This is a genomic window from Pseudomonas sp. NPDC079367 (genome assembly GCF_044542195.1).
Taxonomy (GTDB): domain Bacteria; phylum Pseudomonadota; class Gammaproteobacteria; order Pseudomonadales; family Pseudomonadaceae; genus Aquipseudomonas.
In genome coordinates this window covers 32,547-57,624 of sequence record NZ_JBITTW010000004.1, presented here as the reverse complement: position 1 = coordinate 57,624, position 25,078 = coordinate 32,547, and the positions used below count along the sequence as shown (strand labels likewise).

Annotated in this window: 21 protein-coding genes; 3 read left to right on the top strand and 18 right to left on the bottom strand. The window is 61.1% G+C overall.

Translation table 11 applies throughout. The features are described 5' to 3' along the window. Positions 1 to 177 precede the first annotated feature (177 nt). The 7 genes from ACIGDJ_RS07500 to ACIGDJ_RS07470 all read right to left on the bottom strand — a co-directional run bounded on the left by ACIGDJ_RS07500 (position 178) and on the right by ACIGDJ_RS07470 (position 7,692). A complete protein-coding gene (locus tag ACIGDJ_RS07500) occupies positions 178 to 1,683 on the bottom strand; it encodes a YdgA family protein (protein WP_101157060.1) in 1,506 nt (501 codons plus the stop codon). Positions 1,684 to 1,945: 262 nt separating this feature from the next. Beyond that, positions 1,946 to 2,581, bottom strand: a complete 636-nt coding sequence (locus tag ACIGDJ_RS07495; RefSeq protein ID WP_101157062.1) for an NADH:ubiquinone oxidoreductase subunit N — start codon at positions 2,579 to 2,581, stop codon at positions 1,946 to 1,948. A gap of 93 nt (positions 2,582 to 2,674) precedes the next feature. Beyond that, a complete protein-coding gene (locus ACIGDJ_RS07490; protein ID WP_397478586.1) occupies positions 2,675 to 4,117 on the bottom strand; it encodes an efflux transporter outer membrane subunit in 1,443 nt (480 codons plus the stop codon). Further along, positions 4,114 to 5,001, bottom strand: coding sequence for an efflux RND transporter periplasmic adaptor subunit (locus ACIGDJ_RS07485; RefSeq protein WP_397478587.1), 888 nt, complete (start codon positions 4,999 to 5,001; stop codon positions 4,114 to 4,116). Before ACIGDJ_RS07485 ends, ACIGDJ_RS07490 begins: the two co-directional genes overlap by 4 nt. Beyond that, entirely contained in the window at positions 4,998 to 5,207 is a 210-nt protein-coding gene (locus ACIGDJ_RS07480) for a DUF1656 domain-containing protein (RefSeq protein ID WP_016772264.1), read from the bottom strand. Before ACIGDJ_RS07480 ends, ACIGDJ_RS07485 begins: the two co-directional genes overlap by 4 nt. Continuing rightward, the gene (locus tag ACIGDJ_RS07475) at positions 5,204 to 7,267 is read right to left on the bottom strand and encodes an FUSC family protein (RefSeq protein WP_397478588.1); all 2,064 of its coding nucleotides are present in this window, start codon (positions 7,265 to 7,267) and stop codon (positions 5,204 to 5,206) included. The genes ACIGDJ_RS07480 and ACIGDJ_RS07475 overlap by 4 nt, the downstream gene beginning before the upstream one ends. Then, positions 7,264 to 7,692, bottom strand: coding sequence for a MarR family winged helix-turn-helix transcriptional regulator (locus ACIGDJ_RS07470; protein ID WP_016772266.1), 429 nt, complete (start codon positions 7,690 to 7,692; stop codon positions 7,264 to 7,266). The genes ACIGDJ_RS07475 and ACIGDJ_RS07470 overlap by 4 nt, the downstream gene beginning before the upstream one ends. A 195-nt stretch (positions 7,693 to 7,887) precedes the next feature. Here ACIGDJ_RS07470 and ACIGDJ_RS07465 point away from each other — a divergent pair, with 195 nt between their 5' ends. Both ACIGDJ_RS07465 and ACIGDJ_RS07460 read left to right on the top strand, forming a co-directional pair. Beyond that, positions 7,888 to 8,166: an antitoxin of toxin-antitoxin stability system gene (locus ACIGDJ_RS07465; RefSeq protein WP_397478589.1), complete on the top strand. Its 279-nt coding sequence runs from the start codon at positions 7,888 to 7,890 to the stop codon at positions 8,164 to 8,166. After that, complete coding sequence (locus tag ACIGDJ_RS07460) at positions 8,163 to 8,444, top strand: type II toxin-antitoxin system RelE/ParE family toxin (protein ID WP_397478590.1); 282 nt, start codon at positions 8,163 to 8,165, stop codon at positions 8,442 to 8,444. The genes ACIGDJ_RS07465 and ACIGDJ_RS07460 overlap by 4 nt, the downstream gene beginning before the upstream one ends. Here ACIGDJ_RS07460 and ACIGDJ_RS07455 read toward each other — a convergent pair. The 11 genes from ACIGDJ_RS07455 to ACIGDJ_RS07405 all read right to left on the bottom strand — a co-directional run bounded on the left by ACIGDJ_RS07455 (position 8,432) and on the right by ACIGDJ_RS07405 (position 22,145). Beyond that, positions 8,432 to 8,686 (bottom strand): DUF2789 domain-containing protein, encoded by a 255-nt coding sequence (locus ACIGDJ_RS07455; RefSeq protein ID WP_397478591.1) that lies wholly within the window; start codon positions 8,684 to 8,686, stop codon positions 8,432 to 8,434. The genes ACIGDJ_RS07460 and ACIGDJ_RS07455 overlap by 13 nt on opposite strands. A 77-nt stretch (positions 8,687 to 8,763) precedes the next feature. Further along, positions 8,764 to 10,332, bottom strand: coding sequence for an efflux transporter outer membrane subunit (locus ACIGDJ_RS07450; protein ID WP_397478592.1), 1,569 nt, complete (start codon positions 10,330 to 10,332; stop codon positions 8,764 to 8,766). Continuing rightward, the gene (locus ACIGDJ_RS07445) at positions 10,329 to 11,396 is read right to left on the bottom strand and encodes an HlyD family secretion protein (RefSeq protein WP_397478593.1); all 1,068 of its coding nucleotides are present in this window, start codon (positions 11,394 to 11,396) and stop codon (positions 10,329 to 10,331) included. Before ACIGDJ_RS07445 ends, ACIGDJ_RS07450 begins: the two co-directional genes overlap by 4 nt. A gap of 27 nt (positions 11,397 to 11,423) precedes the next feature. Then, positions 11,424 to 12,962: an MFS transporter gene (locus tag ACIGDJ_RS07440; protein ID WP_397478594.1), complete on the bottom strand. Its 1,539-nt coding sequence runs from the start codon at positions 12,960 to 12,962 to the stop codon at positions 11,424 to 11,426. A 199-nt stretch (positions 12,963 to 13,161) separates the two neighbouring features. Continuing rightward, entirely contained in the window at positions 13,162 to 14,079 is a 918-nt protein-coding gene (locus ACIGDJ_RS07435) for a LysR family transcriptional regulator (protein WP_016772273.1), read from the bottom strand. Between the two features lie 133 nt (positions 14,080 to 14,212). Continuing rightward, positions 14,213 to 15,079: an ABC transporter permease gene (locus tag ACIGDJ_RS07430; RefSeq protein ID WP_397478595.1), complete on the bottom strand. Its 867-nt coding sequence runs from the start codon at positions 15,077 to 15,079 to the stop codon at positions 14,213 to 14,215. A gap of 20 nt (positions 15,080 to 15,099) precedes the next feature. Then, positions 15,100 to 15,960, bottom strand: coding sequence for an ABC transporter ATP-binding protein (locus ACIGDJ_RS07425; RefSeq protein ID WP_312998342.1), 861 nt, complete (start codon positions 15,958 to 15,960; stop codon positions 15,100 to 15,102). Between the two features lie 17 nt (positions 15,961 to 15,977). After that, on the bottom strand, positions 15,978 to 16,874 hold the full coding sequence (locus tag ACIGDJ_RS07420; protein ID WP_397478596.1) for a TauD/TfdA dioxygenase family protein: 897 nt from the start codon (positions 16,872 to 16,874) through the stop codon (positions 15,978 to 15,980). A gap of 371 nt (positions 16,875 to 17,245) precedes the next feature. Then, the gene (locus tag ACIGDJ_RS07415) at positions 17,246 to 18,613 is read right to left on the bottom strand and encodes an HlyD family type I secretion periplasmic adaptor subunit (RefSeq protein ID WP_101157087.1); all 1,368 of its coding nucleotides are present in this window, start codon (positions 18,611 to 18,613) and stop codon (positions 17,246 to 17,248) included. Then, positions 18,603 to 20,759, bottom strand: coding sequence for a type I secretion system permease/ATPase (locus ACIGDJ_RS07410; protein ID WP_101157089.1), 2,157 nt, complete (start codon positions 20,757 to 20,759; stop codon positions 18,603 to 18,605). The genes ACIGDJ_RS07415 and ACIGDJ_RS07410 overlap by 11 nt, the downstream gene beginning before the upstream one ends. A gap of 33 nt (positions 20,760 to 20,792) precedes the next feature. Continuing rightward, positions 20,793 to 22,145: a TolC family outer membrane protein gene (locus ACIGDJ_RS07405; RefSeq protein ID WP_101157108.1), complete on the bottom strand. Its 1,353-nt coding sequence runs from the start codon at positions 22,143 to 22,145 to the stop codon at positions 20,793 to 20,795. A gap of 359 nt (positions 22,146 to 22,504) precedes the next feature. Here ACIGDJ_RS07405 and ACIGDJ_RS07400 point away from each other — a divergent pair. Continuing rightward, positions 22,505 to 25,078, top strand: a 2,574-nt coding sequence (locus tag ACIGDJ_RS07400; protein WP_397504530.1) for a retention module-containing protein, incomplete at its 3' end; no start/stop codon positions are given.

Sequence of the window (25,078 nt, the reverse complement as noted above, 5' to 3'; positions counted from 1 at the left end):
GCCGACAATGACAGCCCTCGGCCAAGCTTGGTGAGGCAGTCTGCACGCAAGCGTAGTCGAATTTTCACAACGCAATAATTGTTCAGAATCGGCATGAGCGCCGTATAAAACCCGCACAGCAAAACGCCCGGCGCCTGTTCACACAGGGGCCGGGCGTCTGGATAGCGCGCGGTGGATTTATTGCACTTGGGTGACGCCGGCAAACTTGCTCATCAGGAAGCCGATAAACTGCTCGACGGTCATTTTCTGGCCGTTGAATTCGACCTGATTGGCCGCGTAATGCAGTTTGGTCACCACGTTGGTGCCGTCGACGACAGCCAGTTGCGAGCCAACCGCCATGCCGGCGAACATGTCCGCCGCTTCCTTGGACTGATCGACGATGGCTTTGGCGTCAGTCTGGCCATCGAGTTGCGCCTGCACGCTGAGCAGATCGACCAGCATCGGCTTGGACACCTGAATGTTCAGGTCGAGCAGCGCGATCAGTTGCTTGCCGAGTTGATCCGGCGGCAGATCCATCGATTGCGGCTTGGTCAGGTCGATCACCAGATTGGCACGGCTTTCGCCGTTGGCGGTGTTGAACGACAGATTCTCCAGCGCCAGTTGCGGGCCGGCGGCCAGCAGCTTCTGCAGATCGGCTTTGACCTGGGCGTTTTCCGCTTCGGTCAGGTTCAGCTCCGGCGCCGGCAGACCCTGGGCTGCCGCCTCGGCGGCGGCTTTTTCGTATGGCTGCAACTTGGTCTGGTAGATCTGCATCAGCGACATGGTCGACGGAATGTCGAGGTTCTTCAGGCTCATGGCCATGGCCGCCGAACCGACTTTCTTGTCATTGAGCGACACTTCGCCGATTTTGTAGTCGGCACGCCCCGAGGCATTGCTGCCGCTTTCTTCGGTGCGGTTCTTCATTTCGAAGTTCTTCACGCCCAGCACCATGGGCTTGGCACCAAAGGTGGTTTTGCTGCTGGTCACTTCCAGGGTGTTTTCGCCGGTGTAGTAGCCGTAGCTGCTCTTGGCGAGGTTGCTGGCCAAGGTCAGACCGTTGAGCTCGACCTGCACCGGCGCCTGGTCTTCAGACACGGTGACCAGTTTCAGGTTGTCCATGTAGCCGTCGGCCTTGACCTTCTGCGCCTGGGCGCTGGCGGCGATGTCCATGCTCAGACCGGAAAACTTCAGGCTCGACTGCTCATCCAGCGCGGTTTCGAACGGCACCAGGTTGAGGGTGCTGGTGGTCGATTCGTCGTAACCGATGTTGGTCACGCCCTTGAGCGGCGCGGCGCCGTTGGTGGCGGCGAACCATTTTTCCGTGGACGGGCTCTTTTCCAGCTCGTAGTTGCTGGTAGCCATGACCGGCAGCCACTTCAGCGAAACCAGACGCGAGAACGGCAACGGGCCGTGTTCGATGTGATCGACGAACAGCAGCTCGACCGGCGCATCACCGAACATCTCGCCTTCGCCCTTGAGGCGATAGTGCGCGGTGCTGGTGAAGGTGTGGCGTTCCAGCGATACCAGTTCCAGCGACGCGGTGCCGTTGGAGCCGGCCATGGCGGTCTGCAGCTCTTTGTTGGCGTTGCTGACGGCGTTGTTCAATACGCCTTCGATCTTGGTCCCGGTGTACCAGGCCCCGCCTGCGCTGACCGCGCCGATGGCAACAACAATTCCGAGGAGCACGCCTGCTGATTTATTCATGAATGACCTGATCGATTTCCGTGGCTGTGGATGAAGTCGTCTTCCCTGAACCCGAGATCGGGTCGCGGCTCGACTGTACGCAATGAGCGGTGGAGATTAGCACCGGGCGTGGCGGACGGCCCAATGTTTAAAGGTTAAAAGAGTGTCTATGGACACTTGGGAGAGCAAAAAGATCGTCCGATCGCGGCCCGAGCCTTCGGCAGCTCCTGCATTTGGAATGCGATTCTCCTGTAGGAGCTGCCGAAGGCTGCATCTTTGGATTTCAGGAATATTGAACCTCGATTTCATCGAGCTGATGATCAAAGCTCTTCAACCGCGCCGTCCAGGTATACACCAGCACTTCAAAGTCGCGATCGATCACCGCCCCGCCATTGGCATCTGCGCGCACATCGCAGAAATCCAGTTGATAGCGCTCTCGGGCCATGGCCGTGGCGACGTCGGACAGCTCACGGGCATTGTTCAGCCAGTGCCAGCCTTCATCGGCGATCTGCTTGTCGAGTTCCAGACATTGCTTCTTCAGGGCTTCGAGGCTTTTTTCCAGCGGCGTGCCGGTGAGCTCGCCCATGACTTCGGCGAAGGTTCGCCCGGGCTGCCAGTAACTGCCCCAGAAGTAACGATCGAACACGGTTTCGACCCGGCGCAGGGCGACTTTGGTGTCCCAGATCAGCACGAGCATCTTGCCGCGTTCGAGCTGGCGCTTCTTGACCCGCTGCAGTTGAATCGAGGTCCACGCAACGACGACGATCGCCATCACTGCGATCAGCGCAACGGCGCTGTCGAGGAAGATCATTGCCGTGTCGATCTGATGGGCCAGCATGATTCCGTAGAAATACGTGGCCGAGAGCAGCACCAGTGCGACCAGAGCGCACCAGAAGCCGAGAGCGTAAGGGTTCTTCATTATTGGTTTCCCCTGGGCCAGCACGAGCAATGTGCATTGGCGGAGCGCTTGGCACGGGGCGCCCCTCCAACACTTCAAAGCATAGCAATGGCCTCAGGGTTTGCTGGCGCCCGAGGTGTTCGTTCGTCCGCTTTCCCAGCCACCGCCCAGCGCCAGGAACAAATCGATCTGGCTCATCGCGACTTGGGTGTTGGCCGCGGCCAGTTGCGCGGTGACATCGGTATAGGTTCGCGTCGCTTGCAGATCGGCGAGGAACGACTCGCGGCCGGCCTGGAAGAAACGGTGCGTCTGCTCGGCGGCGAGCTTCGCCGACTGCTCGGCTTCGGCCAGCGCATCGCGGCGTTGCAGCAGCGCGCTGTACTGGGCCAGACCGGTCTGCGTTTCGCGGATGGCGTTGAGCACCACGCCGTCGAAATGCGCCAGCGCGCCTTGAGTGTTGGCCTCGGCTTCACGAATGCGCGCACGGGCGCCGTTGGTCGGTACTTTCCAGCTCAGCGACGGGCCGAAGCCCCAGCGGTTGGTCGACGGATCGCCGAGGTCATCAATGATGCCGACGGTGCCGATGGTCGCGCCGATGCTGATGTCCGGGTACAGCTCGCCGGTGGCAATGCCGATGCCGGCGGTTGCCGCCGCGAGGCGCCGTTCAGCCTGACGAATGTCGGGACGGCGCTTGAGCAGCGCAGCGCCGTCACCGACCGGCACCAGTTGCGCGATCTTCGGCAACTCAGCGCAACTGGCGGTACCTGCCGGCAACTGTTCGACCGGTTTGGCCAGCAGCATCGACAGACGGAACAGCCCGGCCTGACGCGCTGCTTCATAGCGCGGCAAGTCGGCGCGCAGGGATTTGAATTGGGTCTGCGAACGGGTGACCTGGGTCTCGTCGCCACGCCCGGCATCGCGCAGACGCTGGATCAGCGTGGTGCTTTGCGATTGCAGGTCGAGAGAATGCTCGGCGATTTCCCGCTCTTCATTGGCAGCGCAGACCTGGGTGTAAGCACGAACCACATCCGCCACCAGAGTGATGCGTGCGGTATCGGCGGCGGCCTGAGTCGCATCGGCATTAGCTTTGGCCGCTTCGATGCCGCGCTGCAAGGTGCCCCACAGGTCGAACTGGTACGAAGCGCTGATACCAATATCGGCGATGTTGGCCACCGGGACTTTCTCCGGCAGCAGGAACGCCTGACCGGATTCCTGCAAACGTTGCGCGCCCATTTTCACCCCGCCGCTCCAGCCACCAGCGGCCTCGGCTTCATCCACCTGAGCACGTGCCCGCGACAGGTTCGCCGCCGCCACGCGCAGGTCGGTATTGGAAGCCATGGCCTGCTGCACCAGTTGATCGAGGCGCGGGTCTTTATACAGCCGCCACCAGTCCGCCGGGACGGGTGCCGACACCACCGGTTTGCCGGCGACTGCCAGCTCGCCCTGAATGTCCTTGCGCTGCACCGCCGCGTCGACGGGCACCTGATAATCCGGGCCGACCATCTGACAGGCCGAGAGCATCACGCCCAACCCGGCGATCAACCAGGCCCTGCTCATGGCTGCGGCTCCTCATGCTGGTCGTCGATGATCGACACGGTGGCGGTACGCCCGGCGATCATGCGGAAGTCGGCCGGCACCTCATCAAAAGCGATGCGCACCGGAATCCGCTGCGCCAGGCGTACCCAACTGAACGCCGGGTTGACGTTGGGCAGCAGGTTGCTGCCGCTGGTGCGGTCGCGGTCTTCGATGCCGGCGACGATGCTTTCGACATGCCCGCGCAATCGCGCGCTGTCGCCGATCACGCGGATATCCACCGATTGCCCGACATGAATACCGTCAAGTTTGGTTTCTTCGAAATAGCCGTCGATGTGGAAGGAGTTGCTGTCGACCACCGACAACACCGGACGCCCGGCGGTGACGAACTCCTGCGGACGCGGCGCGCGGTCATTGACGTAACCGTCGACCGGGCTGCGGATTACCGAGCGATCGAGGTTGAGCTGTGCACTGTCGACCGCTACCAACGCTTCGGCCAGCGCCGATTGCGCTCGCGCCACCCGCGACTGGCTTTCTTCCAGTTGCTCGGCCGGCACCAGATTGCCGAGGCCACGGTTACGCTTGGCTTCACGCTGGGCCTGGGCGAGGGTTTCTTCGCGATCGGCAACGGCGGCCTTGGCTTGGCGCAGGGCCAGTTTGAAGCGGTCCTGATCGATGCTGAACAGCACCTGGCCACGCTTGATCAACTGGTTGTCCTTTACCTCGACCTGCTGGATCAACCCGGACACGTCCGGGGCGATCTGGATGATGTCGGCGCGAATGTGGCCGTCACGGGTCCATGGCGCGAACATGTAATACATCACCATGCGCCAGACGAGGACAACGGCAAAAGTCACGATCAGCAGGGTCAGGACCACGCGACCGATGGTCAGAAACGGTTTTTTCATGTCATCAGGTATCGACTGAGTGAGTCCACGCCGTACAGCAGCACGGCGTAGAGCGCCACGTTGAACAATGCCCGGTGCCAGACCAGACGGTAAAAGTGCAGGCGTTGCAGCACGCCATGCACCAGCAAAAACAGCACGTAAGTAATGCCCATCAGCACCAGCAGGGTCGGCAGGAAAATGCCGCTGATATCCAGATCACCGATCATAGGGGCGCTCCATCGGGCAGCGGTTCTTCGGGTTCGGCGCTGGAGACGAACTCAACGCCGGGCAGCAAGGCCAGACGCAGACCGCTCAGAGCGTGCAACAGGTGTCGACGGGTTTCATCGTCGCCCTCGCCGTTCAGCGCACGGCGGGTACGATCAAGTGTCATCAGCAGACCGCTCGGTGCCGGCAGGCGTTCGTCGGCTTTGAGGCAGGCGCGAAAATACTCGCCGACCTCGCCCACCACTTGTCGCAACAGGGCGTTTGGCACGCCAGTAACGCGCGGGGTGTAGGCAAGCAGATCGAGCATGTTCAGACCGACACGCACTTCACGCATGGCGATGCCGGTGTCCTGACCGGTCAGGGCCAGACGCGGCAGGTGCTGCATCAGCCGATCAAGCAACTGCACGCCCAAATGCCGATGCTCGGCGAGGCTGGCCGGTTCGGTCATGCTGACGATGTCTTTCCAGCTGAACCGGGTCAGACGCTTGGCCGCCAGCTCGGCACCGAACGGTCGCGCCACCAGCGTCCAGATGAAAGCGAACAACAACCCCAGTGGCCCGGCGAGGTTGGAGTTGGCGAAGGCGAAAAAATCCGCGTCGTAGGCACCCTGAATACTGATGAACGAGGAAGTGTTGACCAGCGTCAGCAGCATGCCGAGGTAGAAACGCGGCTGCACCGTCAGCGTGCCGATGCAAATGAACGGCACGGCGAACGCCAGCACCAGCATCGGGAAATCATGCAGGTTGGGCAGAATCAGAAATAGATAAAGGCTGGCGAACAGCACTGACATCCCGGTCCAGAAAAAGAACCGGTAAATCTGCGGCGCCGGATCGTCCATCGAGGCGAAGAAGCTGCACGCCACCGCCGCCAGAATCACTGCGCTGCCGCCATCCGGCCAGCCGAGCAGGATCCATAGCACCGAAGCGACGATGATCGCCAGAATGGTCGAGGTCACCGAGTACAGCATCAGCCCGCGATCGATGAACGGCGTCAAGCGGCCGAGGCGCCAGTGCCGATAGACCGCACGCCAGCTGTCCTGGCGCTCGCACAGGATCGCATCCTGCAGGCTGCGGCAGTCCTGCCACAGATCGATGAACTCACCGAGGCGGTAGATCGCATTGGAGAACAGCAACTGTTTGCGCTCCTCCAGCGCTTCGGCGCTTGGTTGCAGTGCGTCGAGTTGATCTCTGAGTGCTTGCCAGCGCTCGAGATTGGCGTCCGCGTAGCCCAGCCATTCCCGGGTCGCGGTCAGCAACGGCTGGAATTTCTCCACCAGTTCCGGGGTGCGGCGTTCGAGGGCGTAAAGCGAATCCTCGAGGGCATCGATCACCGGCAACAGGTGAATCATCCGCCCGCGCAGTTCCTTGGTGTTACGCACGGTTTGTGGCCGCGCGCCTTCGTGGGGCAACTGGCCGATCATCAATTCGAGGCTGTTGAAATTGGCGACCATGGCCATGCGCAGCGCGGTGACTTCTTCCGGCTGCACATCGCGGCTGAGAAACTTCAGGCTGTAGCTCGTCGCATCGGCGAACCACTTGCTCACCGCATCGTTGAACACCGGCGCCAGCCGTCGCGGCCAGAACATCGCACCGACTACCGCAGCGACGGCGATGCCAAGGAAAATCTCTTCGGTACGCGCCTCGGCCACGTCCCACACCGCCAGCGGATTATCCACCACCGGCAGGGCAATCAGCGGCAAGGTGTAACCGGCCAGCATCAGCGCATAGCTGTTGGCGGTGCGCAGATGCAGGGACATGAACAACAAGATGCCGGTCCACAAGGCAATGACCACCACCAGCACATAGGGGCTCTGCACGAACATCGGCACGAACAGCACCGCCGCCGCCGCGCCCAGGAAAGTGCCCGCCGCGCGGTACAGCGCTTTGGAGCTGGTCGGGCCGAGAAACGGGCTGGAGACGATGTACACCGTGGCCATCGCCCAATACGGACGCGGCATTTGCATGAGCAAGGCGATGTACAGCGCAATCATCGACGCTGCAAAAGTACGGACCCCGTAAAACCAGTCACGGGCCGGCGGCATGCCGGTGAAAAAACCGTTCAAGAATTGACCACCACAGGCGAACTCGCCGCCTCAAAAGCCCTCAGTACCCGAAGCGTAGCTTCCAGATCACTGCGCTCGATGCCTTCCAGCACCTCGTGGCGCAAGCGCACCAGCTCGGCTTCGACCGCTTGCACCAGCTCGCGGCCGGTATCGGTCAGGCTCAGGCACTTGGCGCGGCGATCCTGAGCATCTTCGGTGCGACAGACGTAGCCGGCATGGCACAGCTGATCGAGCAACCGCACCAGCGAAGGACTCTCCATCCCCGCAGCCTGGGCGACTTGCACCTGACGCACGCCCTCGCCCAAACGCCCGATCATCAACAAGGGCACGGCGCAGGCTTCGGAAATTCCGTAGTTGACCAGCGTGGTCTGGCAGATCTTCCGCCAATGCCGGGCGGCCACCACCATGGCGCTGCTGATGTTCATCTGGAGACTGTCGAGGGAATCGGACACGGGATAACGGACACTGTTAGTTTGCTAACTATCAATATCGCATTGGAGAGGAATTTCAGTCAAGTATTGAAACAAATCTCTCCGTTAGTCGCCCTATCTGACTCAAAGCTATCTCCTTCGATACTGACAAGGTATATACGTTGTCATCACCAAATTCAGGAGCCCAACATGTCAAAACTAGCCGTTTTCACAATGAAACTGGAGCCGGAACTGCGGGAGGAGTTCATGGCGGAAGCCGAAGCGGCACACCGGCCGGCGTCGCAAATCATGCGAGACATGATGCGTCAGTATGTTCAAACCCAGCGAGAGGCCCGCGAATATGAAGCGTTCCTGCAACGCAAGGTTGAAATCGCTCGGGAATCCGTACGTGCCGGAGACGGATTGAACACCGAAGACGTAGAAGCAGCGTTCGCGGCAAAGCGCAGGCAGGCAGAAGATCACCTATGAGAATCATATGGACGCCAGTTGCCGCACAGGATCGTGCAGACATTTGGGACTACCTGCAGGCCGCCAACCCAAGAGCGGCCATCGAAATGGATCTGCGCTTCAGCGATGCGGTTCATAGCCTTTCCGACAATCCGTTGATTGGCCGTGCCGGCATCATTGCCGGTACGCGTGAGCTGATTCCGCATCCCAGTTACCGTCTTGTCTATCAAACGGAGAGAGATGCCGTCTGGATCATGGCGCTGGTGCATACGGCACGGACTTGGCCTCAGCCGAAGTAATCAGCCCGTCCCTTGCGCAACAAGACATTCAACTGATCCACCACTTCCGCCCAGTCCGCATCATCCAGAATCTCCTCGCGCAGAAACTGCGCCTGACCTGCTGTCCAGAAAAACGCGTCGGCCAGATGCAATCCCGGCTTGAGCGGGGAATGGCTGGCGATGAATTGGTCGATGCCGGTCGGGTCGTCAGCGAGACCGAGTTGTTTGAACAGGGCCGGTAAGCTGTGCTGCGGATTTTCCATGATGCAACTCCTCTGCAGTCCAGGTCCGGCGTTGCGCCGTTTACTGCAGTGGAGTTGATCATAGCTGTCGCTGCGGTTCAGGGTCTGGCGACATCCGGCGAGCCTGCGGCCAGGTGCGCTGCCGGGTAGACCGATTGCCATCCGCCGCCCAACGCCTTGTACAAACCGACCATCGCCAGGGAAACGCCGGTCGAGCTTTCCACCCATTGTTCCTGCGTGGCGAGCAAGGCGCTTTGCACGGTGAGAACGTTGACGAAATCGACCACGCCTTCAACGTATTGCTGCTGCGCAGTGCGCAGGGCGATGCGGTTCTGGCGCACGGCTTCGGCGAGGCTGTCGCGACGGCGCTGGCTGGCGTTGTACGCGGTCAGTTGATCGTCGATTTCATGCCAGGCGCGCAGCACAGTCTGCTGGTAGGCGATGGCCGCTTCCTGTTGCTGGGCTTCGCGCAGTTGCAGCATGCCGCGCAGGCGACCGCCGTCGAACAGCGGCAGGCTGAATTGCGGGCCGATGCCGAAGGCGCGCGAGCCCCAGGAGCCGAAATCGCTCAGTTGCATCGCCTGCGATCCGAAGTTGCCGGACAACGTGATGCGCGGATAGAAATCACCCTTGGCCACACCGATGTTGGCGGTGGCGGCGTGCAGATGCGCTTCGGCCTGGCGGATATCCGGGCGGCGCTCGGCCAGTTCCGACGGCAGGCCGATCGCGACTTGCAGCGGCGACTGCGGCACTGCCGCGTCTTTGGACAATGCTTGAGCGAGTGCCTGCGGCGGCTCGCCCATCAACAGACTGATCGCGTTGATCAGTTGCGCCTGACGCTGCTCAAGCGCTGGCAGCCGTGCTTCGATGGCGGCGACTTGCGCGGCGGCTTCGGCGACGTCGAGATCGGTCGCCACCCCGTCAGCCAGACGCAGCTGCGAAAGCTTCAGGCTATGCCGGGCGACATCGAGATTCTGCTCGGTGACGGCGCGGGTATTCTGCACGCCGCGCAGCTGAATGTAATTTTGCGCGGTATCGGCGAGAACGGTCAGCAGCACACCGCGACGATCGTTTTCCGCCACTTCGAGATTGGCGTCAGCGGCTTCGGTTTCACGGCGCACGCGACCCCAGAAATCCAGTTCCCATGAGGCAGAGAAACCGGCATCCCACAGGTTGAACGCCTCGTCGCCGTTATTTCCCGATGGATCGTTCAAGCCTTCGCCGCTGTTGCGTTTACGTGTGTAGCTGCCGCTGGCGGCGCTGTTCGGATAACGCTCGGCGGTGATTACCTGGCGCGCGGCGCGGCTTTGTTGCAGGCGGCTGCTGGCCAGTTGCAGGTCGAGGTTGTTGTTCAGCGCGCGTTGGGTGAGCGCGGAAAGCTGCGGGTCGTGGAAGGTTTCCCACCAGCGTTCGTTCAGGGGTTCGCTAACGGCCTGGCTCGGGGCGGACCGGGCGGGTTTGGCCCAGTCGGCAGGCTGAGGGGCTTCGGGTTTCTGGAAGTCTGGGCCGACAGTGCAGGCGGTGAGACTCATTGTGAGCAAGGCACTGAAGGTTAGCTGCTGCCACTGGCGTTTTCGCGAGCAGGCTCGCTCCCACATTCTGCAATGCGTTGTCCCTGTGGGAGCGAGCCTGCTCGCGTAGGCGCCAGCCGATTCAACACCGATCATCGCTGCGTTACCTCGCGCCCGGACGCCTTTGAGCTGGCGGTATCAATACTCGCCTCCACCGACATCCCCACCCGCAACCGCTCGGCCAGTGGCTGGCCCGGTTCCAGCACGATCTTCACCGGAATCCGCTGCACAACCTTGGTGAAGTTGCCCGTCGCGTTGTCCGGTTTCACCGCCGCAAAGGTCACGCCAGTTGCCGGCGCAATGCTCTCGACGCGGCCAGTCAGGGCTTCACCGCCCAAGCTGTCGACCCGCACTTGCACATCCTGCCCGGGCTGCACATCGGTCAACTGGGTTTCCTGAAAATTGGCCACCACGTAGGCCTGCTGCAATGGCACTACTGCCAGCAATTTGCTGCCCGGCGTGACGTAAGCGCCAACACGCACCGCGCGCTCGCCGATCATGCCGTCCTGTGGCGCAGTGATGCGCGTGTAGGACAGGTTGAAGCTGGCGATCTCCAGCGCCGCCTGCGCGTGTTTCAGATTGCCTTCGGCGGCGTTGCGCTGAGCGGTGAGAATCTCGACTTGCTTGCGTTCGGCCGCAAGTTTCGCCGTCGCAGTATCGAGACGCGCCGACGCCTGATCAATGCGCGTGCGCGCCTGCTGCGCGTTCTGTACGGTGCCGGCGCCGACACCGGCGAGGTGGTTGTAGCGGTTCAGTTCCTGTTGCGCAAAGGCCATTTGCGCTTTCGCCGAGACCACTGCAGCCTGCGCCTGAGCAATCAGCGAAGCCTGCCGCTCCAGGGTCGCGTTGGCGTTCTGCAACTGCGCCCGCGCGACCAGGGTTTGCGCATCCGCCGCTTCCGCCGCCGCGCGCAAATCACGGTCATCGATCAGCGCCAGCAACTGCCCGGCCTTGACCTGTTGGTTGTCTTCGACCAGCACCTGCTTGATGAACCCGGCCACGCGCGGCACCACCAGCGTGTAGTCGGCGCAGACGAAGGCGTCGTTGGTGGTCTGCTCGGTGCGTTGGCCGAACAGCCCGGGCATCGCCAGATACACCAGCACGCCCACCGCCAGCGCGGCAGCCACGGCCACCGCAAGTTTTTGCTTGGATTGAGTCATAAAAAACCTTCAGTTTCAGTGCAGCGATCAGGTCGGCGCGCGCGGCGGATAGATCCGCGTGGGCAGCCAGAAAATCAACAGAATCAACGCCACGGCGACGCCGGCCATGCACACGTAGAGATCGGACGAAGTCAGCACCACGGCTTGCTCGTGCAAGCGGTGGGCAAGGCCCGGATCGCTGTGATCGGCCAGCGGCGAATTGCCGAGGCTGTCGACCAACATGGTCGAATGGAAATGCAGGCGCGATGTGGTCAGCGCTTCGATCACGCCGGTGGCAACCACTGCGGCAAGACCTTTGACGGTGTTGAACCACGCCGACGCGAACGGCCCTTCCATCGGCGAAATACTGCCGGTCGACAACATCAACAGCGGCAACACCGCCATCGGCTGACCGAAGATCTGCAGCCATTGCAGGACATAGAAATCATCGCGAATCCAAGCCGAGGTCAGGTGCGAACCGCCCAGACAGGACAACGTGAGCATGCCCAGACCGATGCCGAGCACCCAGCGACAATCGACCCAGCGCAAATTGCACAGCGCCGCCACCAACGGCAGCGCAATCAGCTGCGGCAACGCAGCAATGAGCATGATCGGTGCGGTCTGCGCCGGACGATAACCTTGTACCTGCGCCAGATAGCTCGACGGAATCAGCACCACCGCCAGTAGCACGATCAGCACGCCGGCGAGGGTAATCAGGGCGAACAACAGGTTGCGGATGCCGAGCATCTGCAGCTTGAAAAACGGAATCGGCTGCGACCATTCATTGATCATGAACGCCACCAACAGCAGCGAACCGGCACCGAGCAAGGCGCAGATCAGATTCGACTCGAACCAGTCCAGGCGATTGCCCTGCAACAGGCCGATGACCAGCATGCAGATCGCCGGAAAGCCCAGCAGCAGGCCTTTCCAGTTGAATGACTTGAGCCGCTCCAGCCGCAGCGGATCCTGCGGCAAGCCGTAGGCAACGGCGACCATGGCGATCAGGCACGGCACGATGATCTGCCAGAAGGTCCATTGCCAGCCGACGTATTCAGTCCAAAGACCGGCCAGCGGCGTGCCGAGTCCCGGGCCAAACGTTGCGGTGAGCGCGTAGCCGGCCAGTCCGTACAGTTTGATGTTCGCCGGCAAAAAGCGCAGCGCGACGGTCATCAGCATCGGCGGCAGTGCACCGCCGGCCAGACCCTGGAGGATGCGCATCAACAACAGGCTTTCGTAATTCGGGGCAAACGGGCACAGCACCCCGAGCAACGTAAACAGGCCGATGGCGCAAAGAGTGAAACGGCGCAGTGAGAAGGTCACCGAGCACCACGGCGCGAAGGCCATGGCCGCAACCGACGTGGCGGTGTAACTGGCGACCAGCCAGGTGCCTTCGTCATAGCCGATGTGCAGCGCGCCACGAATATCGGCGAGTGCGACTTTGGTGACCATCTCGTTGAGGCCCGAGACCAGCACGGCCAACAGCACGCCGACCAGACCAATGATGATCCGCGCCCCGAACACCGGTGGCGCAACCGCCGTCGCCGGGCTGGTCGCGGCGAGAGGCGCCGTGACCGTCAGGGATGTCATGAATGAAAACTCCGGGGGTGAAAATACCGGAGCATTTTAGTGGGGCTTGATGCTGACGAAAATTGACTTATCGGCAGGTTATAAGTGCATTAAACACAAATATCAAAAGCAAAAGATCGCAGCCTTCGGCAGCTCCGACAGGTGAAATGCATTCCAGTGTGGGAGCTGCCGAAGGCTGCGATCTTTTGCTTTGCTTTTTTTAGGGCTGTGCCGCCAGCCACGTTTCATCGCAGCAGGTCTTGAGGGTTTCGCGCAGCCAGCGATGCGCCGGATCCTTGTCGAAGCGTGGGTGCCAGGCCTGGGTCAGCATCAGCATCGGCAGCGGAATCGGCAGGTCGAATGAGCGCAGTTTCAAGCCCAGCCGCCGCACGCTGAGCAGCGCTTCTTTAGGCACCGGCAGGATCAGGTCGGAGTCGGGCAAGGCAAACATCGCCGCGTGGAAACTCGGCGCGATCACCGCCACCCGGCGCTCCAGCCCCAACGCATTCAACGCCGTATCGATCGGGCCGCGAGCGATGCCACGGCGGGACATGCTGATGTGGGAGAAACCGGCGTAGCGCTCGGCAGTGATTTCGCCGTCGAGCAGCGGATGGTTCTCGCGCACCAGGCCGACGAAATGTGTAGAGAACAGGTTCTGCACCTTCACCTCCGGCGTGAGCGGTCGGGTGTTGCTGACGCTCAGATCGATGCGCCCTTCGCGCAGCGCCTCATCGTCGCCATCGCCTTCCGGGACGAAGCGCAATTCACAATGCGGAGCCAGTTGATCGAGGGTATCGAACAGTTTGCCGCCGTAGACGCCGACGAAAAAATCATTGGCGCGGATGCTGAAACGCCGCCGCAGGGTGCCCAGCTCTACGCTGTCGGCCGAACGGAACAGCAGCGCCGCCTGTTCGACCACATCTCGCACCTGTTCGCGTAACTCGAGGGCTTTGGGTGTCGGCACCAGACCACGCCCGGCGCGCACCAGTATCGGATCGCCGATGGCTTCGCGGATCCGCGTCAGGGTGCGACTCATGGCCGCCGGACTGAGGTTCATCCGCCGCGCCGCGCCGACCACACTGCCTTCGTCGAGCAAGGCGTCGAGGGCGACCAGAAGGTTCATGTCCGGGAGTTGCATGCTGAGCACTCTTGGCTGATCTCAATTGATTCGGGCGCAATGCTAGCAGATCAACAGATCGCAGCCTTCGGCAGCTCCTACCAGAGGATCGCATTTGCTTGTAGGAGCTGCCGAAGGCTGCGATCTTTTCAGGTCAGCGCTGCATACCCCACCGCTTCACCGTCACACGCTCAAGGGTGTCAAACACCAGATTTTCCACCAGCAGACCAATCAGAATCACCACCGCCAACCCGGCAAACACCTTGTCGGTATACAGCTCATTGCGATTCTGGAAGATGTACCAGCCCAGCCCGCCCTTGCCACTGGTCGCGCCAAACACCAGTTCGGCGGCGATCAAGGTGCGCCAGGCGAACGCCCAGCCAATCTTCAAACCCGCAAGAATCGACGGCAGCGCCGCCGGAATCAGGATGAACAGGACCAGGCGCAAACCCTTCAGGCCATAGTTGCGCCCGGCCATGCGCAGCGTTTCGGAGACGCCGAGAAATCCGGCATAAGTGTTGAGCGCCAGCGCCCACAACACTGAATGCACCAGCACGAAAATCAGGCTGTTCTGGCCCAATCCGAACCAGAGCAGCGCCAGCGGCAGCAGGGCAATCGCCGGTAACGGGTTGAACATAGAAGTCATCGTACTGAGCAAGTCACGCCCCAACTGGGTCGAGACCGCCAATGTCGTCAGAGCGAACGCGAGGACGATGCCGATCAGATAACCCTTGATCAGCACCATCAAAGATATCCACACCTTGGCCAACAGCTCGCCACTGAGCAGCCCGTCGAACAAGGCATGCGCGGTTTGCAGAAAACCCGGCAGCATCAGGTCGTTGTTCTGAATGCGCGCGACCACTTCCCAGATGATCGCCAGGACGATCAGGATCAAACCTTTGCGCAGCCAGCCTTGTTGCCATAACCGCGTGCTCAGCGGCAGCTCGCGCTCGACCGGCACTGCAGTCAGCGGCTCGAGCACGGTTTCGAATTCCTCACGCACGGATGATGAATGGCTCATCGGGTAGTCCTCCTGGCCGCTCAATAGGCGATGCGAATGTCGTTGAAGTCATGCTCGCGTTCGGTCTCGGGCGCCTGGCCCTCATCGAACAGCAGACGATGAATGCGTCGTGCCGATTCCTGAAACGCCGCGCCACCGAGGCTGTGCAGGTCGTATTGATGGCTGTGCACTTCGGCACGCACGCGGCCCGGATGGGGTGACAGCAAGAGAATGCGATTGCCCACCACCAGGGCTTCTTCAATCGAATGGGTGACGAACAACAGGGTGAAGCGCACCTCCTCCCAGAGCAGCAGCAATTCCTCCTGCATCTTGCGGCGAGTCAACGCATCGAGTGCAGCGAAGGGTTCGTCCATCAAGAGGATTTTCGGCTGCATGGCCAAGGCCCGGGCGATCGCCACCCGTGCTTTCATGCCGCCGGACAAGGTGTGTGGATAGGCGTCGGCGAATGCTGCGAGGCCGACCTTTTCCAGATAATGCAACGCACGCTCTTCGGCTTCTTTCTTGTTCAAGGTGCGCGAGGCGAGCAGCGGGAACATCACGTTCTGCTTGACGGTTTTCCACGGCAGCAACTGGTCGAATTCCTGAAACACCACAATGCGGTCCGGCCCCGGCGCATCGACGCGCTGGCCTTGCAGGCGGATCTCGCCTTCGCAAGGCTGGATGAACCCGGCGACCGCCTTGAGCAAGGTCGATTTCCCGCAACCGGACGGGCCGAGCAGGACGAAACGATCAGCCGGGTCGACGGCGAAACTGACTTGATGGGTAGCGCGCACCACTCGCTGCGGCGTGCGGTATTCAAGGCTGACGTGATCGACGGCCAGCAAGGCTTCGCTGCGGGCGATCGGGTTGCTGGCCGCGTGGCCTGGCAAAGGGGCGTTCATGATCTTTCTCCGGCAAATCAGAAAGGCGCGTCGCCCTGAATGGTCGTGCGATACAGCTTGCGGCGCAGATGCGCAGGGCAGCCGGCGGCAAGGTGGATCAGCGAGCGGTTGTCCCAAAACACCAGGTCATGTGGTTCCCACTGATGGCGGTAGATGTTTTGCGGCAGCACGCTGTGGGCGAAGAGTTCGCCGAGCAACTGACGACTTTCGTCTTCCGGCAGACCGACAATTCGCGTGGTGAAGCCTTCGCTGACGAACAAGGCCTTGCGGCCGTTTTCCGGATGAGTGCGCACCACCGGGTGCACCACTTCGGCGACCTGAGCCAACTGTTCAGGGGTCAGGGTCGGGCGCCAGTTGCCTTCGAACTTGGTTTCGCTGTAGCGCGCGGTATAGGAATGCGCAGCGGAACGTCCTTCGACCGCAGTGCGCAACGCAGCGGGCAAGTCGTCCCAGGCTTTGTGCATGTCGGCGAACAGCGTGTCGCCGCCCTCGGCGGGCAGCTCTTGGGCGTGCAGCATCGAGCCGAGACTTGGCAGCTCTTTATAGGAAAGATCGGAATGCCAGAACTTGCCGGCGTCACCGAGACCGATGTTCTGGCCGTTCTCGATGATGTTGGAAACGATGAGAATTTCCGGATGATTGGCCAGCAGGAATTGCTTGAGCACGTGGATCTGCAGCACGCCGAAACGGCGGCTGAAATCGATTTGCTGTTGCGGGGTGATCTGCTGGTCGCGGAACACCACGACGTGGTGATCCAGGTGCGCGCGGTGAATGCGCGCGAAATCCTCGTCATTGACCGGTCGGCTCAGGTCGAGGCCAACGATTTCGGCGCCGACGGCACCGCTGAACGGGCGAATCTCAAAGGTTTGCGGCGCGGCGGTCGCGGCGCTCTGGGTGGCAGTAGCTGTGGACATCTTTCCATCTCCCACGCACGGCGCGCCCAAGGGCGCGCTCGTCGATCAGACACTCACGCTCGATTGCGTGTCGGTTCAGGTCGTGCGGCGCGCCGATTGGTCGGCAGGTACGCAGGGAGATGAATTTATAGCTATAAAAACTGGAGGCTAAATACCGTTATTGAATAACGATATGGCGAATGGTGAGGGATGGGCGGAATGATGAGTGACGGTTTTTGTCACTTACTGACAGATGCATCGATCCGACTGACGCCTTCGCGAGCAAGCTCGCTCCCACAGTTGATCTCCAGTGACCGAAAATTTTGTGTTCGGTTAAGGACCAATGTGGGAGCGAGCTTGCTCGCGAAGAGGCCGCAAGCCGCGCTGAAGACCTAGCGCTCGTGCAACGCCTCAGCCCGCGCCCGAATGATCGGCTTCAGCAAATAGCTCAACACCGACTTCTTGCCGGTGATGATATCCACCGAAGCGACCATCCCCGGGATGATCAGCAAAGGCTTTTCATCGGTGCCCAAATGGCTGCGCTCAGTGCGTACCTTGATCACGTAATAAGTGGTTTTCTTGTCTTCGTCGGTGATGGTGTCGGCGCCGATCTGCTCAAGCTGCGCCTTGAGCCCGCCGTAAATGGTGTAGTCATAGGCGGTGAATTTGACGATCGCTTCCTGCCCCGGATGCAGGAAGGCGATGTCCTGCGGTCGGATCTTGGCTTCGACCAGCAGGGTGTCGTCCAGCGGTACGATTTCAACCATGTCGCTGCCCGGCTGGATCACGCCGCCGATGGTGTTGACCAGCAGTTTATTGACGATGCCGCGCACTGGCGAGGTGACCAGCGTACGGCTGACGCGGTCTTCCAGCGCCTTGCCGGTGGCCTGGGCCTTGTTCAGATCGGTGCGTGCTTCGTTGAGTTGAGTGAGCGCTTCACTGCGGAATTTGCCACGGGTTTCGTCGATCTTGCGCTGCACTTCCTTGATCGCCGATTCCGCGCGCGGGATGGCCAGCGTGGTCGCGTCGAGCTGGCCGCGGGTTTCCACTTCGGCGCGCTTGAGGCGCAGTACTTCCACCGGCGAGACCGCGCCCTGCGCCACCAAGGGCTCGGACATGTTGATTTCCTGACGCTGCAAGCCAAGTTGCTGACGGTACTGCGCTTGCTTGGAGCTGAACTCACGCAGCTCTTGCTGACGCTGGATCAACTGCTCCTGCAAACCACCGATTTCGTCGTGCAACTGCTGACGACGGCTGATGTACAGCGACTCTTCGCTTTTCGCCTGACCGGGCACGGCTTTGAGCACGTCCTCGGGGAAATTCAGTGGACGATCATCGACCTCCGCGCTCAGGCGCTCGACACGCAGTAGCATCGACAGGCGATCAGCTTCGGTTTCGCCAACGTTGGAAGCAAAACGCGTGTCGTCGAGACGGATCAACGGCGCGCCGGCCTCGACGATCTGACCTTCCTTGACGAACAGCTCGGCGACGATACCGCCCTCCAGGTTCTGGATTTTCTGGATCTTGGAAGACGGAATCGCCTTGCCGTCGCCCTTGGTCACTTCGTCGATCACGGCGAAGTTGGCCCAGAGCATGAGGAACACGAAGAAGCCGATGATCGCCCAGATGGTCAGGCGCACAACGCGCGGTGCGTCTTCGATCAGCGCCTTGTTGACCTCTGGCAGCGGCTGACCCTGCAGCGAGGCAGAGCCCTTGAAGTAGCGACGGATCGACTCCTTGACACCGGACTTAAGCAACACTGATCTGCCCCTTCTTCAACGCTTCCATCACGGCGGCTTTCGGGCCGTCGGCGAGAATCTGCCCGCGATCGATTACCAGCAGGCGATCGACCAGCGACAACAGCGATGCCCGGTGCGTGACCAGCACCACGGTCTTGTTTTCAATCACTGCTGCGAGGCGTTGCTTGAGGCGTTCTTCGCCGGTGTTGTCCATCGCGCTGGTCGGCTCGTCCATCAGCAGAATCGGCGGATTGAGTAACAGCGCCCGGGCCAGCGCGACGTTCTGCCGTTGGCCGCCGGACAGGTTCTGCCCGCGCTCGCCGACTTGCAGCTCGTAACCCTGCGGATGCAGACGAGCGAATTCGTGGACGCCGGCCAGTTCGGCGGCTTGCAGCACCAGCTCGTCTTCGACGTAACGCGCGCCGGACACCAGGTTGTCACGCAGGGTGCCGGACAGCAGCTGAATGTCCTGCGGCACGTACCCGATGTTGTAGCGCAGTTCGCTGACGTCGATCTGACGGATGTCCACGCCGTCGACCAGCAAGGCACCGTCGTCCGGTTGGTACAGGCCCACCAGCAGTTTCGCCAGCGAACTCTTGCCCGAACCGCTGCGGCCAATGATGCCGATCTTCTCGCCGGGACGGATCACCAGGTTGATGTTCTTCAGCGCCGGGTTCTGCTGGTCCGGATAGGTGAAGCTGAGCTGACGGCATTCGATCGCACCCTGCAGAACCTTGCGGCTCAGCGGGCGCTCCTCGAAGTTGCGCTCCTGCGGCAGCTCCATCATCTGGTCGACCGAAGTCATGGTCACCCGCGCCTGTTGATAGCGCGTGAGCAGGCCGGACAGCGACGCCAGCGGGCTGAGGGCGCGGCCACTGAGCATGTAGCAGGCAATCAGCCCGCCCATGCTCAGGTTACCGGCGATGATCTGGTAGACGCCGAAGACGATCATGATCACCCCCGCCAGTTGCTGGATCAGCAGGGTGATGTTCATCGCCAGACCGGAAAGCATTTTCACTCGCAGCTCGAGGCGGCTAAGGGTGCCGATGGTCTGCTCCCACTGATACTGGCGCTCGCTTTCGGCGTTGTTGACCTTGACCGCGTCGAGGCCGGCGAGGGTTTCGATCAGGCTCGACTGGCGCTCGGCGCCCAGTGCCATGGTCCGCTCCATGGTCGCGATCAAGGGCTTCTGCAAGGCGTAGCCGATCAGCAGGGCAATCGGGAACGCCAGCACCGGAATCCATACCAGATGCCCGCCGAGAATGGCGATGACGATGAAAATCAGAATGGTGAACGGCAGGTCGATCAGGCTGGTCAGGGTCAGCGAGGCGAGAAAGTCGCGCAGGCTCTGAAACTCATGGATGTTCTGCGCGAAGCTGCCGACCCGCGCCGGGCGGTATTTCATCGCCATGCCGACGATGCGTTCGAACAGCGTCGCCGAGATGATCAGGTCGGTTTTCTTGCCGGCCAGGTCCAGGCACAGACTGCGCAGGCTTTTCAGAATCAGGTCGAAGATGTACGCGCCGGTAATGCCCAGCGCCAGCACCCACAGGGTTGCTTCGGCCTGGTTCGGCACCACGCGGTCGTAGACGTTCATCACGAACAGCGGCGCGGCCATGGCGATGATGTTAATCAGGAAACTCGCCGCGATCGCATCGGCGTACAACCAGCGCGAACGCTTGAGGGTGTCACGGAACCACGAGCGTGCGCGAGGGATCAGCGTGCCGTGGTTGACGTCGAATTTGTGTTGCGGCTGAGCGAAGAACACTTTGCCGGTGTAATCGTCGCTCAGCAGTTCGCGGCTGACCACCGATTCGCCGCCATCGCTTTCGCTGAGCAGCACTCGCGCATCGTTGTCGCCCTGCCAGCCGAGCAGAACGGCGCTGCGGCCATCCTTGAGCAGCAACAGCGCGGGCATGGCGATCGCCGGAATCTCTTCGAGCTTGCGCTGCAACACCCGCCCCTGCAGCCCGGCGCGGGCCGCTGCGCGTGGCAGCAACTCGACACTCAAACGTTGTTTGGGCAGCGGCAGGCCGGTGGTCAGCATCGCCGCGCTGGCAGGCTTCTGGTGCAGCATGCACAGGGCGAGCAGACCATCCAGCAGCGGATCGTCGTGCAACGCGCGTGGATCATGGCTGAGTTGAACTCGACTGACTTCTGATTCCACGCTCGACACTCTTTAACAGTTGGAAGGGATAACTCAGTTCATCCCAGGCAGCTGAACCTTGGGCTTCACGTCGTTCTGCACAACGGATGCCAACGGCGCGACCACTCCCTGGCTTTTGAGCAATTGGCCCATGGTCGCCTTGATTCGGTACTGAGTAAATAACTGGACGTTTTTGATTTCCGCCAGACGGCGCGAGGCGGTGAACAGTTCGTTTTCGCTGTCGAGCAAGTCCAGCAGGGTGCGTTCGCCGAGGCTGAATTGACGCTGGTAGGCGGTGCGCACCGAGGTGCTGTGATCGACGTATTGCTGGGCGATCGGCACCTGCGCGTTGGCGTTGTTCAGGGCGTTCCAGGCCAGGCCCAGCTCTTCGTTCAACTGGCGCAAAGCGTTGTTGCGGATGTCCAGCGCCTGATTGGCCAGGTACGACTTGGATTCCAGATCAGCCTTGTTGCTGCCACCGGAATACAGGTTGAAGCGCATGCGCAGCATGGCCTGCCACTCGTTGTTGTGGCCATTCTGGCCGTCAAGATCGTTGTCGGCGGTGCGGCCCAGTTCGGCGTCGAAGCGTGGGTAGAACGTCGATTTGGCCGTGGCGAACTGCTTCTCGGCAGCGGCAATATCCGACTCGGCGGAACGCAGGATCGGGCTATTTTCCAGCATCTGTGCGCGGGCCTCGTTGAGGTTGGCCGGCATCATTGCCATGAACGGCGCCGGGCGCTCCAGTTGATCGGGCATCTGACCCACGGCGCTGAGGAAATTGGTTTCCGAGTCGGCGAGGTTGGTCTGCTCGGTGATCAGGTTGTTGCGGGCCTGGGCCATCCGCGCTTCGGCCTGATCAAGATCGGCGCCACTGCCCACGCCGCGCTGGGTGCGCAACTGGATCTGGTCATAGATGCGCTGGTGGCTTTTGAGGTTTTCCTCGGCCAGACGCACGAATTCGCGGCGGGTCAGCACGTCCAGATAAACCTGGGCGACGGTCAGCGCGGTGCGCTCGGAAGTGCCAAGCAGCGAGTAGGCGCGTGAGCTGACGTTGGCTTGTTGACGCGCAACTTCGTTGGAGGTCGCAAAACCGTCAAAAACCATTTGCGAGAGACGTAAACTTGACTCGCTGCGGGTTAACGTCTCCCAGTGATTACCGCCACTGTTCGCTCGGGTCGTCACGCTATCGGTGCCCTCACGACCGTAACCGCCCAGCAGATCAACCTTGGGCAGGTATCCGCCCTTCGCCGCCTTCAGCTGGTAATCCGCCGCTAATCGACTGTTAACCCCCGCCTGAATCTCCGGATGGACATCCAGCGCCTGTTGCATGGCTTCTGGTAAGGATTGTGCTTGTACAAAAGAGGCGGCGAGGGCGAAGGGAGCGGCAAGGAGCAAAAGCGAACGCATGGTTGGAATTTCCCAGAACTTCTTGTCTTGAATCACAGCAAAAACGTGGCGCTGCGTCGGATGATGGCAACCCGAAAGACCGTATGTCGGAAAGTTCAAAAGAGGAACTGGATGACACGCTGAAGGACAGGTCGCCGCGGAAATATCAATGTGACATTAGTGGGGCGATTGTTTAGGATGGCTCCCAGAAGGTCAATAGTTTGGCATAAAGTTAATCGCGATAATTTATAGCCAGATTATTGACGGAAATACAGCGCCAATAAGTTATCCATTTATAGAAAGTACGTCCAGACTGAAGTGGCGCCGACGCCCGTCAGGTCCATGGAAGTCAACTGATGTGACACCCCGGAGAGTCTTCAATGAGCAGTGTTGTTGCCGTCGTCAAAAGCATTGTCGGTCAGGTTTTCGTGGTGTCCCCAGAGGGCGTGCGTCGCGTACTCGTTGAAGGCGATCGCCTGTATGTTGGCGATCAGATCGACACCGGTCTGTCCGGCGCCGTGTCGCTGGAATTGGCCGATGGCCGCACCCTTGACCTGGGTCGCGATACGCAGTGGAGCGCCAATGCGCCCGACTCCAGCACCGACCTGGCCGAAGCCACCGCGCAAGCTGCGCCATCGGTTGAAGAACTGCAGCAAGCCATCGCCGCCGGCGTCGACCCGACCACCGCGCTTGAATCCACCGCTGCAGGCCCGACTGCCGCAGGTACCGGCGGTGCTGCCGGCGGTGGTCACAGCTTCGTCATGCTCGACGCCACCGCTGGCCGCGTCGATCCGACCATTGGCTTCCCCACGGCGGGCATCAATTCTGCCGCGCAAGCTGCGCAGGACACCACCGGCGGCCTGACCACCGATACCACCACCAATGCGCTGCGTGATTCGACCCTGAGCCTCAGCGCCACGCCGACTATCACCGAAGCGGGCGGCGTGCTTGTGTACACCGCGACCCTGACCCAGGCGCCGCTGACTGACCTGACCATTAACCTGTCCAACGGCGCAGTGATCGTCATCCCGGCCGGCGCCACCATTGGCACCGTCAACGTGCCGCTGGCACCGAACGACACGGTCTATAACGACCAGACCCAAATCGACGTGACCGTCACCGGCACCACCGGCGGCAACGGCATCACCGTGACCCCGCCGAACATTCCGGCGACCACGCAAGTCACCGACACCGTCGATACCACTACCGTCACTCTGACGGCTGGCTCGAGCGTGACTGAAGGTGGCCAGATTACCTACACCGCGACGCTGACTAACCCGGCGCAAACTCCGGTGACCGTCACCCTGTCGAACGGTTCGACCATCACCATCGGCGCTGGTCAGACGACCGGTACCGTCAATGTGCCGACAGCGGCCAATGACGTTTACAACAATGGCAGCACCGTCAGCACCACGATCACCGGCGCTACCGGCGGTAACTTTGAAAATCTGGTGCCGAACGCGACACCAGCAGTCACCACGATTACTGACTCGGTCGACAACACCGGCCTGACCCTGACAGCGACCAACAACATCGTTGAAGGCGGTCAGATCACTTACACCGCAACACTGACCAATCCGGCGCAGACGCCGGTGACCGTCACCCTGTCCAACGGCTCGACCATCACCATTGCAGCCGGCGAAACCGTTGGCACCGTCAACGTGCCGACAGCGGCCAATGACGTTTACAACAATGACACTACAGTCAGCACCACGATCACGGGCGCTACCGGCGGCAACTTCGAGAACCTGGTGCCGAACGCGACACCAGCCGTTACCACCATTACCGACTCGGTCGATAACACCGGCCTGACACTGACCGCGACCAACAACATTGTCGAAGGCGGTCAGATCACTTACACCGCGACACTGACCAATCCGGCGCAGACGCCGGTGACCGTCACCCTGTCGAACGGTTCGACCATCACCATTTCAGCCGGCGAAACCGTTGGCACCGTCAATGTGCCGACAGCGGCAAATGACGTTTACAACAATGGCACTACAGTCAGCACCACGATCACCGGCGCTACCGGCGGTAACTTTGAAAATCTGGTGCCGAACGCGACACCAGCCGTTACCACCATTACCGACTCGGTCGATAACACCGGCCTGACCCTGACCGCGACCAACAACATCGTCGAAGGCGGTCAGATCACTTACACCGCGACCCTGACTAACCCGGCGCAAACCCCGGTAACCGTCACCCTGTCGAACGGCTCGACCATCACCATTGCAGCCGGCGAAACCGTTGGCACCGTTAACGTGCCGACAGCGGCCAATGACGTTTACAACAATGGCACTACAGTCAGCACCACGATCACGGGCGCTACCGGCGGCAACTTTGAAAATCTGGTGCCGAACGCGACACCAGCAGTCACCACGATTACTGACTCGGTCGACAACACCGGCCTGACACTGACCGCGACCAACAACATCGTCGAAGGCGGTCAGATCACTTACACCGCGACGCTGACCAACCCGGCGCAAACCCCGGTGACCGTCACCCTGTCGAACGGCTCGACCATTACCATTGCGGCTGGCGAAACCGTTGGTACCGTTAACGTGCCGACAGCGGCCAACGACGTGTACAACAATGGCAGCACCGTCAGCACCACCATCACTGGCGCTACCGGCGGCAATTTCGAAAACCTGGTGCCAAGCAACACGCCTGCGGTCACCACCATTACCGACTCGGTCGATGACACTGGCCTGACCCTGACCGCGACCAACAACATCGTTGAAGGCGGTCAGATCACTTACACCGCGACTTTGACCAACCCGGCGCAAACCCCGGTGACCGTCACCCTGTCCAACGGCTCCACCATTACCATTGCAGCTGGTGAGACCATCGGCACCGTGAACGTGCCGACAGCGGCCAACGACGTGTACAACAATGGCAGCACCGTCAGCACCACCATCACTGGCGCTACCGGCGGCAATTTCGAAAACCTGGTG